Origin of the sequence: Chryseobacterium sediminis (genome assembly GCF_008386505.1) — a bacterium.
Taxonomy (GTDB): Bacteria; Bacteroidota; Bacteroidia; order Flavobacteriales; family Weeksellaceae; genus Chryseobacterium; species Chryseobacterium sediminis.
On record NZ_VUNZ01000002.1, the window covers coordinates 320,536 to 334,989 of the forward strand.

13 protein-coding genes are annotated in these 14,454 nt (G+C 36.6%); 8 read left to right on the top strand and 5 right to left on the bottom strand.

Features of this window, described 5'->3' with window-relative positions; translation table 11 throughout:
• Window positions 1–16: 16 nt before the first annotated feature.
• Window positions 17–2,977 carry a SusC/RagA family TonB-linked outer membrane protein gene (locus tag FW780_RS13510; RefSeq protein ID WP_149834070.1) on the bottom strand — a complete coding sequence of 987 codons (2,961 nt, stop codon included), beginning with the start codon at window positions 2,975–2,977 and terminating at the stop codon, window positions 17–19.
• Window positions 2,978–3,364: 387 nt separating this feature from the next.
• Window positions 3,365–4,243, bottom strand: coding sequence for an AraC family transcriptional regulator (locus tag FW780_RS13515; protein ID WP_149834071.1), 879 nt, complete (start codon window positions 4,241–4,243; stop codon window positions 3,365–3,367).
• 202 nt (window positions 4,244–4,445) lie between these two features.
• On the opposite strand from FW780_RS13515, the gene FW780_RS13520 reads away from it, so the two are divergent.
• From FW780_RS13520 to fabF, 6 genes are all read left to right on the top strand, one after another.
• Complete coding sequence (locus tag FW780_RS13520) at window positions 4,446–5,312, top strand: helix-turn-helix domain-containing protein (RefSeq protein WP_149834072.1); 867 nt, start codon at window positions 4,446–4,448, stop codon at window positions 5,310–5,312.
• A gap of 87 nt (window positions 5,313–5,399) precedes the next feature.
• Window positions 5,400–5,819, top strand: coding sequence for an OsmC family protein (locus FW780_RS13525; protein ID WP_002982623.1), 420 nt, complete (start codon window positions 5,400–5,402; stop codon window positions 5,817–5,819).
• Window positions 5,820–5,993: 174 nt separating this feature from the next.
• On the top strand, window positions 5,994–6,599 hold the full coding sequence (locus tag FW780_RS13530) for a TetR/AcrR family transcriptional regulator (RefSeq protein WP_149834073.1): 606 nt from the start codon (window positions 5,994–5,996) through the stop codon (window positions 6,597–6,599).
• Window positions 6,600–6,609: 10 nt separating this feature from the next.
• A complete protein-coding gene (locus FW780_RS13535; protein WP_149834074.1) occupies window positions 6,610–7,878 on the top strand; it encodes an acetyl-CoA C-acetyltransferase in 1,269 nt (422 codons plus the stop codon).
• A gap of 11 nt (window positions 7,879–7,889) precedes the next feature.
• Entirely contained in the window at window positions 7,890–8,315 is a 426-nt protein-coding gene (locus FW780_RS13540) for a PaaI family thioesterase (protein WP_149834075.1), read from the top strand.
• A 2-nt stretch (window positions 8,316–8,317) separates the two neighbouring features.
• A complete protein-coding gene (gene fabF / locus FW780_RS13545; protein WP_149834076.1) occupies window positions 8,318–9,559 on the top strand; it encodes a beta-ketoacyl-ACP synthase II in 1,242 nt (413 codons plus the stop codon).
• 114 nt (window positions 9,560–9,673) lie between these two features.
• On the opposite strand, the gene FW780_RS13550 is transcribed toward fabF, so the two are convergent.
• Window positions 9,674–10,429 (bottom strand): murein L,D-transpeptidase catalytic domain family protein, encoded by a 756-nt coding sequence (locus tag FW780_RS13550; RefSeq protein ID WP_149834077.1) that lies wholly within the window; start codon window positions 10,427–10,429, stop codon window positions 9,674–9,676.
• Window positions 10,430–10,556: 127 nt separating this feature from the next.
• Complete coding sequence (msrB, locus tag FW780_RS13555) at window positions 10,557–11,084, bottom strand: peptide-methionine (R)-S-oxide reductase MsrB (RefSeq protein WP_149834078.1); 528 nt, start codon at window positions 11,082–11,084, stop codon at window positions 10,557–10,559.
• Between the two features lie 95 nt (window positions 11,085–11,179).
• Between msrB and FW780_RS13560 the strand changes: the two genes are divergently transcribed.
• Window positions 11,180–12,424 carry a DUF445 domain-containing protein gene (locus tag FW780_RS13560; protein WP_149834079.1) on the top strand — a complete coding sequence of 415 codons (1,245 nt, stop codon included), beginning with the start codon at window positions 11,180–11,182 and terminating at the stop codon, window positions 12,422–12,424.
• A gap of 18 nt (window positions 12,425–12,442) precedes the next feature.
• Window positions 12,443–13,333, top strand: coding sequence for a hypothetical protein (locus tag FW780_RS13565; RefSeq protein WP_149834080.1), 891 nt, complete (start codon window positions 12,443–12,445; stop codon window positions 13,331–13,333).
• A gap of 31 nt (window positions 13,334–13,364) precedes the next feature.
• Here FW780_RS13565 and FW780_RS13570 read toward each other — a convergent pair whose 3' ends face one another.
• The gene (locus FW780_RS13570; RefSeq protein WP_149834081.1) at window positions 13,365–14,402 is read right to left on the bottom strand and encodes a quinone-dependent dihydroorotate dehydrogenase; all 1,038 of its coding nucleotides are present in this window, start codon (window positions 14,400–14,402) and stop codon (window positions 13,365–13,367) included.
• Window positions 14,403–14,454: the final 52 nt, after the last annotated feature.

Sequence of the window (14,454 nt, forward strand, 5' to 3'; positions counted from 1 at the left end):
TTCGTAATTGTAAAAGTTAGAAGTTAGCTTTTAATGATAATCCGATAGATCTGGTAACCGGCAGACCGAATGAGTCTACTCCCACTCCACCAGGTGTATTCCCTGATACCTGCTCAGGATCAAACGGTGCTTTTTTATAGAAGAAAAATAAATTGGTTCCTACTAAGCTTACCGTTGCATTTTTGAGATATTTTGAATTGACATCAAATGTATATGAAACAGATGCCTGACGTAGACGTACAGTTGTAGCACTGTACAGATAAGCTTCATCAACTCCTTTTCCAAATCCTTCTGTAGTTCCTACTGCTTTATAATAATCTTTTGCATTGGTCAAACCAGTATAAGCCTGTCCTGCGTTTGGAGTTCCGGGTGCATATACTGCATTGGGTATAGATACTCCTCCTGCATCTCTTGCATCAGCTGTGGACTGGCTTACCCCATAAATATCATTTGCTTTTTCTGTTAAGGAAAGTACCTTTCCTCCAAATTTACCATCGATAAGGAAAGAGATTCCCAATTTACCAATATTGAATGCGTTATTGAATCCAAGAATAAATTTAGGGTTCGGATTACCCAAATAAGAAGGGGTAGTTTCTGCTAAAGGAACTCCTTTTTCATTCACCAAAATACGTCCCTGATCATCTCTTTTGAATTTAATTCCGTAAAGATCTCCAAAAGAACCTCCCAGCTTAAGTCTTGTATAATCTCCCCCACCTGTCAATGAGAAAAGCTGATTTTCAGGAATACTCAGACTTGGCGGAAACAATTCAACAATTTTATTTTTGTTTGCAGAAGCATTCACAGTAGCTGTCCATCCGAATTTCTCTGAACCAAAGATTTTATAAGAAAGAGATGATTCAAAACCTGTATTTCGGATTTTCCCTGCATTCAGATAATATGATCCCGGTGCCAGTCCTCCTAAGTTTGAAAAGACTGTTGTTTCAAGCAACTGGTTACTTGTATTAGAATTATAATAGGTAATATCGAAGTTTAATCTGTTGTTTAATAACCTTAGCTCTGTTCCTGCTTCAAATGTTTTATTCAGCTCCGGTCTTGGAAGCAATGCTTCAAAACCAGCACCTGTTGCAAAAGAACTCTTAGGATATACAATTGTTCCCGCATCTACTCCATACGTATATCCTTTGTTGTATTCAAGCATTGCGTTGGAAATATTGGTAGGTAATCCCAATCCTACAGTTGCATAAGAACCTCTTACTTTCCAGAAATTAATCACTTCCGGAAGTTTAAAGATAGAAGACAATATAGCATTAGCTCCTACAGATTCATAGTCGAATCCTGTTCTTCCAGTTAATGCTAAAGTAGAATCCCAGTCATTTCTGAAGGTCATATCTACATAGAACATATTTTTGTACCCTACGGAAGCACTTGCAAATACAGATTGTACCTGCTTTTTCATATTTGTATAGGTATTGTGATATCCATCTCCCGGCGATCTGTTGATATTCCACTGAAGATTATTCGCTGTAAAAAGGTTTGGATTCGCCAAATAAGCGTTATCAATCTGCCCTATTTTATTTCTTGTTGTATTGATACTTCCTCCTACAGTAAAATCTAAAGAGATGTTTTCACTTATTTTGGGACTACCAATTAATAAAACATCGCCATAAGTAGATGTATTTTCGTAGGTATTTTTAAGCATTCTGCCATTAGTACCATTAGCCAGTAAGCTTGGTGCTGAAAAAGCTGCAATATCACGCTGACTGTCTGAAATATTCCAGCTATAATTCCCTCTTACTCTTGCTGTTAACCAAGGATTGATCTGGTATGATAGGGAAAGCGCTCCATATGTATTTTTATTGCTTACTGTAACCGGATTTCGGTTTAAAATCCAGTAAGGATTCTGTGTTACCGGATTTCCTTTGAAGCTTCCGTCCGGGTTTACTTCCCACCAGTTCTGAGCCGGCAAGAATCTTGTTTTATCTATATAAGAATAATTATCAGGTCCGTATTGATCAAAATCTACTCCTCTAGGTAACCAATATAAACTCGTCAAAGGAGAAAAAGATGCTCCCGGAGTCTGTCTGTTTTTACTTTCCTGTAATGAGCCAATAAAATTAGCATCTAATGTCAGTTTGTCATCAAGAAACTTACTTGAATTCCTGAAAGAGACATTATACTGATCAAAATAAGACATCGGAACCACTCCTTTATTGGTTGTATTACCAATGGAGAAATAGCTGGTTGATCTTTCATTTCCTGACTGGAAAGAGAGACTGTTTACCCATGTAGTTCCTGTCTGTAGGAAATCCTTAAGATAATCCTTAGATTCTCCCTTTGCACCCCAACTGTCCACAGATTGTCCAGGCTGTGATCCGGATACAGATGGGTCATAAGACAAATAACTGTGTTGCAGCTTTGGAAGACTATAAGCCCTGTCTACAGTAAGGCTGGAACTGTAAGTAATTGTACTTTTTCCTGCACGTCCTTTTTTAGTGGTAATCAAAATGGCTCCGTTTCCTCCTGCAGAACCATATAATGCTGAAGCAGATGCTCCTTTCAGGAAATTGATGCTTTCAATATCATCAGGGTTAATAGAACTCAGTACATCTCCCGGATCCGGCATATTGGAATACTGTCCGATATCCGCAGATTTCCCTGTTCCGTTGATAATGGGAATTCCATCTATTACATACAGGGGCTGTGTATTGTTTACAGACTTATTCCCTCTCATAATCACCCTTACGGAGCTTCCTACACCATTGGTTCTGTTGATCTGTACGTTGGATACCTTTCCATTGATCGAATTTAATAGATTGGGAGTTTTCACTTCTGTAAGCTCATCTCCACCAATCTGCTGACTGGAATACGTCAAAGAGCGGGCCTGCCTTTTTATCCCCAAAGAGGTGACTACGACCTCCTCAATACTGTTTGTCTTCGTAGTGTCGGCCGATTTTTTCTCCTGTGCATTCGCGGTAAGTGAAAAAACGAACAGAACAGGTATAACTGCTTTTCTCATAAGGTTTAGATTCGTTAGATTTAATTGAGAATCAATTACATTGCTTTATTTTTCAATACAAAAAAAATTATTGTTTTTTCAGCAAAATTTTGCCGTTTATGTATTAAATTATTTAAAGTTTTGTTAAGATTTAATTCACATTCACAAATCTAAATTTTGTAGCCAGTCTGATATAATACTATTTTATCATAAAACGATATTATTTTTTCAGCAATTTTATTTAAAAGCCATTAAAGCACTACATATCAACAAAATACACTACCTTTAAATCAATCAAAAAAAGAGGATTTATCATTATTTTTAAGTAAAAATAAACCCAGATACAGATATCCGGATTTTTATTTTATTGGTGACTGAGCAGGCAGAAAAGTGAATTTTAAGAGTAGATTATTCAATTTTTTTGACTCCTTTAAATTGTTCTTTAAATTCAGTAGGAGTTGTCTTTTTTATGGACTTAAATACCTTATTGAAGTTCGCAATATTATTAAAACCTGCTTCAAAAGCAATTTCAAAGACCGTAAGATTTTTTTCCATCAGCCAGCGTGCTGCATAGCTGATTCTTATTTCATTCAGATAATTAATGAAAGTCTTTCCTGTTCTTTTTTTAATGAACCTGTTGAATGTTACATTGCTCATATTCACCATGGAAGCTACTTTATCCAGTGTGATCTTATTTTCAAAATTTTTATGAACAAAATCGTGAATAATCTTCATTTTATCATTATCAGCAAAAGTCTCAAGTTCAATACTATAAGATGAAAGAAGTATTTTATTTTCAGCAACAGCCAGTTCATTCAGAATTTTCATGATTTCTATGAATGATTCAAAACTGTTCATCTTTGACAGATTGAGAAACGAATCTTTTAGTTTTTCAGCCGTTTCAGAAGAAAAAAGAATCCCTCTGATAGAGTCTTTCATCAGATTGTTAATGGGTTTCAGAATATTTTTTTCCATCAGGGACTGTTGAAAGAAATCCTGGTTAAACTGTATTGTAATTTCGTGGGTTTTTCTGTTTTTGCATCTGTAATTCGCCCAGCAATGCGGTAGATTGGGGCCTACCAATACCAGTTCTATATTGCCTATTTCTCCCGTGTGATCTCCAACCATTCTGCGGTATCCCTTCCCTTTGTAGATAAAGTTGATTTCAATTTCCGGATGATAGTGATAGGGAAAGTCAAAAGAGGCTTTGATCCTGTCAAACACAAGAAAACTGTCCTCAGGAGATAGTGGAGTTATTTCTCTTAGAATATTTTCTAATTCGCTCATGCAGGCAGTTTTGAAAAAGGGTTAATTAATAATGGGGCTTAGTACAAATCTTTGTAAAAATGATAAAATAATATCAATGTAAAAATATATTTCCAATTTATTTTATCCTAATTCTTTATGTAAGACATCAGAATTTGGGGTTTCAATAATTTATTGCAGCTCAAACCCATGCTTTTTTGTATCTTTAAACTAAAGTTAAAGTATGCCGCAACAGCTTATTTTTGAAGATCACTATAAAAGACTCGGACTGGAAATATTCTCAGAAGACAATCTGGAGAATTTTAACGGGAATCATTTCAAAACTGATATCAAAGTATTCTTCATTCCATCGGGATACGAACTTACAGTAGACTTTAACCATTACAAAACAAAGAAACCTTCGCTGTTTTTTCTCACCAACCAACACCTGAGCCTTCAAAAAGGAAAAGACGAGTCTATACTTCTTTTCTACAACCGTGATTTTTATTGCATTCAGATTCATGATAAAGAAGTAGCCTGCGATGGTCTTCTGTTTCATAATGTATTTGAAATCCCTTTTGTGGAACTTGACCCTACCGAAACGATTCTTATAAAAGGACTGTTTCAAAATATTCTGGATGAGCTTGAATGGAAAGATTCGTCTGCTGAAGAAATGATCAGAACGTATGTAAAACAGATCATCATCCGGGCAACAAGAAAATGGAAACAACAGAATTTAGACAATAGTACGATAAGAATTCCAGGCACTGAACTAGATGTTTTCAGAGACTTCAGCAGACATCTGGAAATTCATTTCAGAGAAAAACATAATGTAGCAGAGTATGCAGACCTGCTTCATATGGCACCAAAAACTTTAACGCATAAGTTTAAAAATTTAAATCTGGATTCTCCCAACCAGTTTATCATCAACAGAATCTTGTTAGAAGCAAAAAGATTATTATTCTACACCGATAAACCTGTTAAAGAAATCGCCTACGATCTCGGATATGAAGACCCTGCCTATTTCAACCGGCTTTTTACCAATAAAACAGGAAGCACACCGGCAAATTTTAAAAAAAATTACTCGTCGGGAAAAAAGTACAATATTTAGGTCTTTTTATCTATTGAATCTGCTGTTTTGCAGACATACCTTTGTATCATCAAAATCAAACAACATTAAATACAAAAAACAAACATTATGAGACGTAACGCAACAGCCGTTTGGAACGGTACCATCAAAGAAGGAAAAGGACATTTAACTACTCAGAGTACTACTTTAAACCAAACTCAATATTCTTTCAACAGCCGTTTTGCAGATGGTGTAGGTACGAATCCTGAAGAATTACTGGCAGCAGCCCACGCAGGATGTTTCACCATGAAACTGGATGCTGAGTTGTCACAGGCAGGATACAATCCTGAGGAGTTAAAAACAACTTCTGTTATCACTTTAGACCCAAACATTGGAAAGATTACAAAATCTGAACTGACATTAACAGCTAAGGTTCCGGGAATCTCTGAAGAAGAATTCCAGAAATTTGCTAAAATCGCTGAAGAAGGATGTCCGGTAAGTGCAGCATTCAATTTTGAGATTACCTTGAATGCTACTTTAGAAAATTAAAAATCTTAATTTCAACATCAATAGGAACGGGCTAAAGCCCGTTTTTTATTTTAAAAGTAATTCTATTGGCTTTAGCTAAAACTTAAGAAGTCCAATATCTTTATCAGGGTAAGTTTTTAAATAAAATATACCAATTGGTATATTTTTGTATATTTGCATATAATAAGCATTTAAATGTCGAAGGCAGAAAAAACAAAACAACACATCATCGAGAAAACAGCTACTCTTTTTAACACCAAGGGTTATATTTCCACATCATTATCCGACATAACTCAGACAACCGGGCTTACAAAAGGCAGTATCTATGGAAATTTTGAAAACAAAGATGAAGTTGCTATCGAGGTTTATAAATACAATGCCGGATTATTGGGTAAAACTCTTAGCCGATCTTTTGGTGATGAGTTCCCTACTTCTCTGGATAAACTTCATGCTTTTGTAGATTTTTACCGAAAAAACTGGAAGTTTGTTTTTTCAAACGGAGGTTGTCCTATAATGAATGCTGCCACGGAAGCAGATGATTCTTTCCCTGCTTTAAAAAATCAGGTTAAAAAGTCTTTTGAGCAATGGATGACCAAAATATCAACAGCTATTCTGGAAGGACAAAAGAAAGGAGAAATTAATACAAAAGTAAATGCAGAGCAATTCGCTTCTCTATTCATTATGCTTATTGAAGGCGGAATCCTGCTTTCAAAAACCATGGGTGATCAAAGCTTTCTAAACCACGCTTTAGACAAAATTACCTATATGATTGATCATGAACTCAATATTCTTCCATCATAAATTATACGATATGGAAACAAAAAAAGTGGCAATTGTAGGATACAACAGAATTCCTTTCGCCAGAATGAATACCGCTTATTCAGAACAGGGAAATCAGGATCTGCTGCTCGCTTCTCTGAACGGATTGATAGATCGTTATCACCTTAAGGGAAAAAGACTTGGAGAAGTTGCCGGAGGTGCTGTTATCAAGCATATTTCTGAAAGCAACCTCATCAGAGAAACTGTGATGAATACAACTCTTGATCCCGCTACTCCTGCTTGTGATCTTCAACAGGCATGCGATACAGGAATTGAAGCTGCCATTTACATCGGAAATAAAATTGCTTTAGGCCAGATAGACTGCGGCATTGCATGCGGCGTAGAAGCTATGAGCAATATCCCGTTTGAATCTTCACCCAGATTAAGAAAAGCCTTACTAAAAGCCAATAAAGAAAAATCAGCCTTCGGAAAATTAAAACAACTGCTAAGTCCGAAATTGAAAGACTGGATGCCTATTCCTTACAAAGGACAGGAACCTAAAACAGGTATGGTAATGGGTGAACACACAGAAATCACAGCAAAATATTATAATATCTCAAGAGAAGAACAGGATCAACTGGCTTTAAAAAGTCATCAGAATATGGCTAAAGCTTATGATGAAGGGTTTTTTGATGACATGATAACTCCTGCATTTGGTTTAGATAAAGATAATAATATGCGCCGTGACAGCAGTATTGAAAAACTATCACAGCTAAAACCTGCCTTTGATAAGCAAAACGGAACTTTAACAGCCGGAAACTCAACACCTTTTACCGATGGAGCTTCTTCGGTTTTACTTGCAAGCGAAGAATGGGCAAAAGCCAACAACCTCCCTATTTTAGCTTATATCAGTTTTTCCGAGCTGGCAGGGATAGAATATGTTGAAAATAAACAGGATTTACTTCTTGCACCTGTTTTTGCAGCAGAGAGAATGCTAAAAAAAGCAGGCATGAATCTCTCGGACTTTGATTATTATGAAATTCACGAAGCCTTTGCAGCACAGGTTTTAGCGACCATAAAAATCTGGGAAAATGAAGAGCTTGCTAAAAAATTCGGACTGGAGAAAGCATTAGGTAAGATTGACCGAAGCAAACTGAATGTAAAAGGAGGAAGCTTAGCCGCAGCCCACCCTTTTGCAGCAACAGGAGGAAGAATAATCGCAACGCTGGCAAAATTACTTCACGAAAAAGGCAGCGGAAAAGGATTTATCTCTATCTGCGCAGCCCGTGGACAAGGAGTAACCATGATTTTAGAGAAATAAAAACAGAAAGTATGGATAGATTAGCACAATTAAAACAATTCATCGGAAAAGAATTTGATCAGTCGCCATCTCCTTTTATGAAATGGCTCAACCCTATTGTCCTTTCCGTAGAAGAAGGCGAACTGGAATTTCAGTATACGGTAAGACCGGAATGGCTGAATCCTATTGGAAATCTTCACGGCGGAGTTACAGCAGCGATTGTAGATGATATCATTGGCGCCACCATGTTTTCTTTAAATGAAAATTCTTTCATTACCACTATAAATAATATCATAGATTATTTTTCAACTGCAAAAGAAAATGATAATATTGTAGCTGAAACTAAAATCATTAAAAGAGGTAGGCAATTCGTAAATGCCCAATGCGAAATATGGAATGCAGACAAAACGCGATTAATCGCAAGAGGAACCTCTAATTTATTCAAAATCAATAACTAAGTATGAAGAGAGTTGTCATTACAGGTCTTGGCGCAGTGACGCCTTTGGGAAATAATGTCGAAGAATTTTGGCAAAACAGTATCAACGGAGTGAGTGGAGCTAATAAAATCACCCTTTTTGATACAGAAAAATTTAAAGTTCATTTCGCTTGTGAGGTTAAAAATTTTGATCCAAAAGTTCATTTAACACACAACGAAATCAAAAGAAGTGATTTATTTTCACAATATGCAATGTATTCTACCGCAGAAGCACTCAAAGATTCCGGACTTGAACTGGAAAATATGGATCCATTTGATGTGGGTGTCATCTGGGGAACCGGACAAGGTGGGATGTGGACTTTCGAGAGTGAAGTCATGAACTTTGCGGCCGGTGACGGAACGCCAAGGTTTAATCCGTTTTTTGTACCAAAATTCATTGCCAATATGGCATCGGGAATGATTTCCATGAAATATGGTTTGCAGGGAATTAATTATACAACAGTTTCTGCATGCGCAACCGGAAATACAGCGTTGATGGATGCCTTCAACTATATCCGTTTGGGAAAAGCAAAAGTAATTGTAAGCGGTGGTTCTGAGGCAGCAATTTCTCCTGCTTCTATCGGTGGATTTTCCATTATGAAGGCAATGTCTACAAGAAATGATGATTTTGCAACCGCCAGTCGTCCGTATGATGCAGACAGAGACGGTTTTGTAATGGGTGAAGGTTCGGGAACATTGATTCTTGAAGAATATGAACATGCTAAAGCCAGAGGAGCAAAAATCTATGCAGAATTAGTAGGAGCAGCCATGACGGCGGATGCTTATCACATGACGGCACCTCATCCGGACGGAGTGGGAGCTATCAAAGCGATGCAGCTGGCTCTTAACGAAGCAGAAATCAATGTAGATGATATTGATTATATTAATCCTCATGCCACTTCTACTCCGCTTGGAGATCTCGTTGAGCTAAATGGAATTAATAAATTATTTAAAGGAAGTAAAAACCTTGATATCAGTGCAACGAAATCCATGACAGGCCATCTGTTGGGAGCTGCGGGAGCTGTTGAAGCCATTCTTTCTATTAAAGCTATTCAAAACGGAATTATTCCGCCAACAATCAATCTTCACAGTATTGATGAAAACATTCCGCAGGATATCAATATTGTATTTGGAGAAGCAAAGGAAAAAGATATTACCTATGCTTTAAGCAATGCTTTTGGATTCGGAGGACATAATGCTACTTTAATTTTTAAGAAATTCAGCTAATTTGAATTAAAATAATTGAGAATCCCTGTATGAAAAGCCATACAGGGATTTTTTATTGTTTTCTATTCATTCATGAAATAAAAGAGCAGCCAAATCTGACTGCTCTTTTTATCTTTATGCTTTCAACCATTCAGAGGAAGAAAGATAGTTCTGATCAGGATAATAGATGAACAGACAGTTTTTACCTTTAATTGTATTGATAATAGACTGTGTCAGTTCTCTTGGCACCGCCGGGCATCCCCAGCTTCTTCCGATTCTTTTGTGCATGGCAGCAAATGCATCACTTACATAATCGGCACCGTGCAATACAATAGCTCTTCTGTAAGCTGCATCATTAAACCCTTTATCCATTCCCAGTAACTTCAGAGAATATCCGTTGTCACCCTGATAGGTTGCATCCGTAATATAAAATCCCAGACTGCTCTGCAGCGAACTTTCCCTGTTAGAAAAATTCGTCGCAAATTCTTCGCCGGTATTTTTTCCGTGTGCTACTAATGAGTTGAACAGAACTTTTTTGCCTTCCAGGTCAATGATCCAAAGTCTTTTTGTGTTAGAAGACATAGAAAAATCGCAGATAGTTAATAAGTGCGAGTCTTGAGTAAGCAATCCTGCTTTTTTTAAATTTTCATAACCAGTTAATGCTTTTGAGAACACTTCATAATTCAATTCGTGTTCAGGGTCAAATGCAATTGATTGGTATAGTGCTTCTGATGAAGATACAGCTGTTGTACTCTTCTCAGATTTCGTTTCAGCTACTTTTTCAGTTTTCGTTGTTTTTACATTCTCACTTTTCGCCGCTACTCTTGGGGAAATGTAGAATGAAGTCGTCACCATGTAAACAAGGCCTAATACGCTATAAAATCCTTTCATTCAATACTGTATAAATCCAAATTAGTGGGGCAAAATTATAAAAACATAATTACCAAGGGGTAATAACTCTAAAAAGTTTAACGCTATTTAAGAAACTTTAACGTCCTGATTCTGTGAATTAAAAGCCTTATTTTTGAGCATCAGCAACAAATTCCAGGCTTATAGAATTCATGCAGTATCTCAGTCCTGTAGGCTTCGGACCATCATCAAAAACGTGCCCAAGATGGGAGTCACATCTTTTGCAAAGCACCTCAACCCTATCCATTCCATAAGACTGATCTCTTACATAATAAACACCTTCCTTATCTGCTTCAAAGAAACTTGGCCAGCCACAGCTGCTGGAAAATTTGGAGGTAGAACGGAACAGGTGATTTCCGCACACCGCACAGTAATATTCTCCTATCTCATCAAATTCATTATATTTTCCGGTAAAAGCTCTTTCTGTTGCTGCTTCTCTGGCAATTGCATACAAGTCTGGAGCAAGGAGTTTTTTCCACTCATCGTTGGAAACATTAAGTTTTGTAGTATCAGTTCTGGAATAGTATGGATTGTTTTTTGCTTCTGTATTTTCCATAGAGGAGGTTTTAATAGGTTCGTATTTCTGAGTACAAGCCTGCAGAAAAAATAATAGGGTGATTGAAACTAAAAATTTCATCGTAAATTTCATTCTTTAACCGCAAAAGTTTTGAGGTTTAAAAGCTTTTATTAAGATTAAACGGTTTCATAACCAAATTTAGTAAATTTGAGAATATGAATGACGAAGCAAAAAGAAAACAACTGAGAAAATATAAAGCATTTGCCACGGGCTTATTTGTTCTGATGGCTGTTATTTTCATCGTTACCACTATTTTACAGAAGTCTAACACCTCTCATTGGATCGGCTATGTACGAGCTTTTGCCGAAGCTGCCATGGTGGGTGCCTTGGCTGACTGGTTTGCTGTAACCGCACTATTCCGTCATCCTCTCGGGCTTCCGATTCCTCATACCAACCTGATTGAAAACAGTAAACAGAGACTGGGAGACAATCTTGGGAATTTTGTAGTAGGTAACTTTCTTTCTCCTCAAAATATACGTCCTTACATCCAAAAGCTTAAAGTTTCCAATTTTGTCGGAGAATGGCTGGTAAAGGAAAAAAGCCAGGAAATTCTGATTAAAAACCTTTCAGATATTGTTCTTGACATTCTTAATAAACTAGATGATTCTACGGTAAGTCAGTTTATCAGCAAAAAGGTGTCTGAAATGACAGATGATATCAAACTTAATAAAGTAGTTGGAAACGGAATAGGTTATATTCTGGAAAAAAATGACCATCAGAGAATCATTACCAATCTTTCTAAACAGATCAAAGAATATATCATTGAAAATGATGAAATGATCCAGGAACGTGTAAAAAAAGGCAGTTATTCATTCATTCCATCTTTTGTAGATAATAAAATTGCAGACAAAATTGCAGACGGGCTTTCAGACTTTTTTAAGGAGATAGAAGAAGATCCACAGCACGAAGTAAGAGGGTTGATCACTCAGAAAATCCATGAGTTTTCCGTAGATCTGAAAGAAGATCCGAAATGGGATGAGGAATTTAAAACTATCAAAAACGGGCTTCTGAAAAATGATAAACTGGATGAATATTCCAATGACATCTGGGTTTCTATCAAAAAAACACTGATGAAGGAACTTCAGGAAGAACATTCCGCATTGAAAAACTATCTGTCTAAAAACCTGAATGAGTTTGCACAAAACTTAAAGACAGATGAAAACCTTCAGAATAAAATTGATCATTGGGTTCAGGTGACAGCTTATAAATATATTCTGAAAAACACTCATCAATTCGGGAATCTCATCAGTACAACGGTTGGAAACTGGCAGGGAAAAGAACTTAGTGAGAAACTGGAACTGGAGGTAGGAAAAGACCTACAGTTTATCCGGGTCAACGGAACACTGGTCGGCGGCCTGGTCGGGCTGATTATCTACACCATCGCCCATTTCTTCCTCTAAAAACTATAACAGCCAACCATGAAAAAAATTTTTACTTTATTAGTTTCTTTAAGTCTCACATTTTTCCTCGGTCAAAAAGTTGAATTAAAAAAAGTAATCGATTCTTCACAGACTTTCACTGGTGAAATTGGAGGGATACCGATTACGATGCAGCTTAACTACACAGGCGTGGTAGATTGTGATCAGTATCAGCATTACGTTGACGGATGGTATTATTACGATAAATACAAAAAGAAAATCCCCCTCACCGGAATATATGATTATTATGGTGATCTGTCTTTATATAATTTTGGGCCTAAGCAGAAACAAAATTCAAAGATTTTAAAAGATCAGATCACATCCTTGCAAAAAGTAGAAAAAACAAATGAAATAGCACAGAAGCTAACCCCTCAGGAATCTATTATATTGGAAAAGGTCAGCATGAAGAACAACCCGATTCCCGGTCTTTTTTCTCTGGGTAAAAAAACTCAGCCCATACAATTATTTACGGGTAACGCAATGATCTACCGCCTTAACAATTATCTGTTTCTGCCTAATAATAAAAGGATCAATACATTTGACTTCATTAATAAAGCCGGAGGAAATGAACTGGTTTCATACTCTTCGGGAGAAAACGGCAACAGGGTTCTCCTGTATTTTGAGCAACCTTCTAATTTTAATGCCTGTGGACAATGTGGAGCAAGTGATGGTGAAAAAGGCTACAGAGTGCTTTATTTTACAAAAGACTGGAATTATAAAAACTACGAAGAATTCCTTACTGAAAGCTGCTGGGAAAACATTTATGATACTACGAAAACAAAATCAAAGGACAAGGGAACTATACAATATAAAGTAAGCAAATCTTACTCTTCTCCCGCCTATACATTTACTGTAGATATAAAAAATGCATCCATTATAAAATCAAAATAAAAAAGAGAGTTGTGTAAACTCTCTTTATATTTTATCTTGGTAATCTGCTCGCTCTTTTCAGAATTTCCTGATTGATTTCGTTGATCAGTTCCGGACCTTCATAAATAAATCCGGTGTACAGCTGAACCAATGTAGCTCCTGCATCTAATTTTTCCATCGCATCTTTTGCAGAATGTATTCCTCCTACTCCAATGATTGGGAATGCTCTGTTGCTTTTATCGGAAAGATATTTGATCATTTTTGTACTTCTTTCACGGATAGGTTTTCCACTTAATCCTCCATTTCCGATTTGTTCTAAAACTTCCGGAGAGGTTTTCAACCCTTCTCTGTTCACTGAAGTATTGGAAACTACTATACCATCAATCTTTGTTTCAGCAATCAGTTCAATGATTTCATCTAATTGATTGTTATTAAGATCCGGAGCAATTTTCAGTAGTATAGGTTTCTGTACAGATTTTGACTGGTTGATCTTCTTCACTTCTGTGATGAGTTCTCTCAGATATTCTACATCTTCAAGTTTGGCGTGGCTTCCTACATTCGGGCAGCTTACATTGAGTACAAAGTAATCTACATGAGGATGAAGACCTTCAAAACAGTCCAGATAGTCCTGGGTATAGTTTTCCGGGCTTGTATCTGTATTTTTTCCGATGTTCCCACCGATGATTATTTTTCCTTTGTTGGATTTCAGTTTTTCAATAGCCGCTTCAAGACCTTCATTATTGAATCCCATTCTGTTGATAATTCCGCCGTCTTCTATCAGACGAAACAATCTTTTTCTGGGATTTCCTGCCTGGGCTCTTGGTGTTACGGTTCCAATTTCTACAAATCCGAAACCTAAGTCTCCCAATTCGTTGAACAACACTGCATTTTTATCAAAACCGGCAGCCAGTCCCACAGGATTTTTAAATTTTAATCCGAAAACTTCTCTTTCCAGACGTTTGTCTTCAATAGGTTTTGGGAAAAATAATTTAGTGAGAAATCCAAAATTCTTAAGCATTGAAAATGTAAAGTGATGAACATCTTCAGGATCAAATTTAAAAAGAATCGGACGAATGAGCGATTTGTACATTGAAAAAAAGTTTTACAAAATTACTCATTTTAAAATTAATGCTCGATTGATG

Bases quoted from the DNA above. Each gene is read 5' to 3' on its own strand.
- msrB (WP_149834078.1), bottom strand. From the start codon at position 11,084: ATGAAATTTTTAGTTTCAATCACCCTATTATTTTTTCTGCAGGCTTGT.
- FW780_RS13540 (WP_149834075.1), top strand. From the start codon at position 7,890: ATGGATAGATTAGCACAATTAAAACAATTCATCGGAAAAGAATTTGAT.
- fabF (WP_149834076.1), top strand. From the start codon at position 8,318: ATGAAGAGAGTTGTCATTACAGGTCTTGGCGCAGTGACGCCTTTGGGA.
- FW780_RS13510 (WP_149834070.1), bottom strand. From the start codon at position 2,977: ATGAGAAAAGCAGTTATACCTGTTCTGTTCGTTTTTTCACTTACCGCG.
- FW780_RS13530 (WP_149834073.1), top strand. From the start codon at position 5,994: ATGTCGAAGGCAGAAAAAACAAAACAACACATCATCGAGAAAACAGCT.
- FW780_RS13525 (WP_002982623.1), top strand. From the start codon at position 5,400: ATGAGACGTAACGCAACAGCCGTTTGGAACGGTACCATCAAAGAAGGA.
- FW780_RS13515 (WP_149834071.1), bottom strand. From the start codon at position 4,243: ATGAGCGAATTAGAAAATATTCTAAGAGAAATAACTCCACTATCTCCT.
- FW780_RS13570 (WP_149834081.1), bottom strand. From the start codon at position 14,402: ATGTACAAATCGCTCATTCGTCCGATTCTTTTTAAATTTGATCCTGAA.
- FW780_RS13520 (WP_149834072.1), top strand. From the start codon at position 4,446: ATGCCGCAACAGCTTATTTTTGAAGATCACTATAAAAGACTCGGACTG.
- FW780_RS13560 (WP_149834079.1), top strand. From the start codon at position 11,180: ATGAATGACGAAGCAAAAAGAAAACAACTGAGAAAATATAAAGCATTT.
- FW780_RS13550 (WP_149834077.1), bottom strand. From the start codon at position 10,429: ATGAAAGGATTTTATAGCGTATTAGGCCTTGTTTACATGGTGACGACT.
- FW780_RS13565 (WP_149834080.1), top strand. From the start codon at position 12,443: ATGAAAAAAATTTTTACTTTATTAGTTTCTTTAAGTCTCACATTTTTC.
- FW780_RS13535 (WP_149834074.1), top strand. From the start codon at position 6,610: ATGGAAACAAAAAAAGTGGCAATTGTAGGATACAACAGAATTCCTTTC.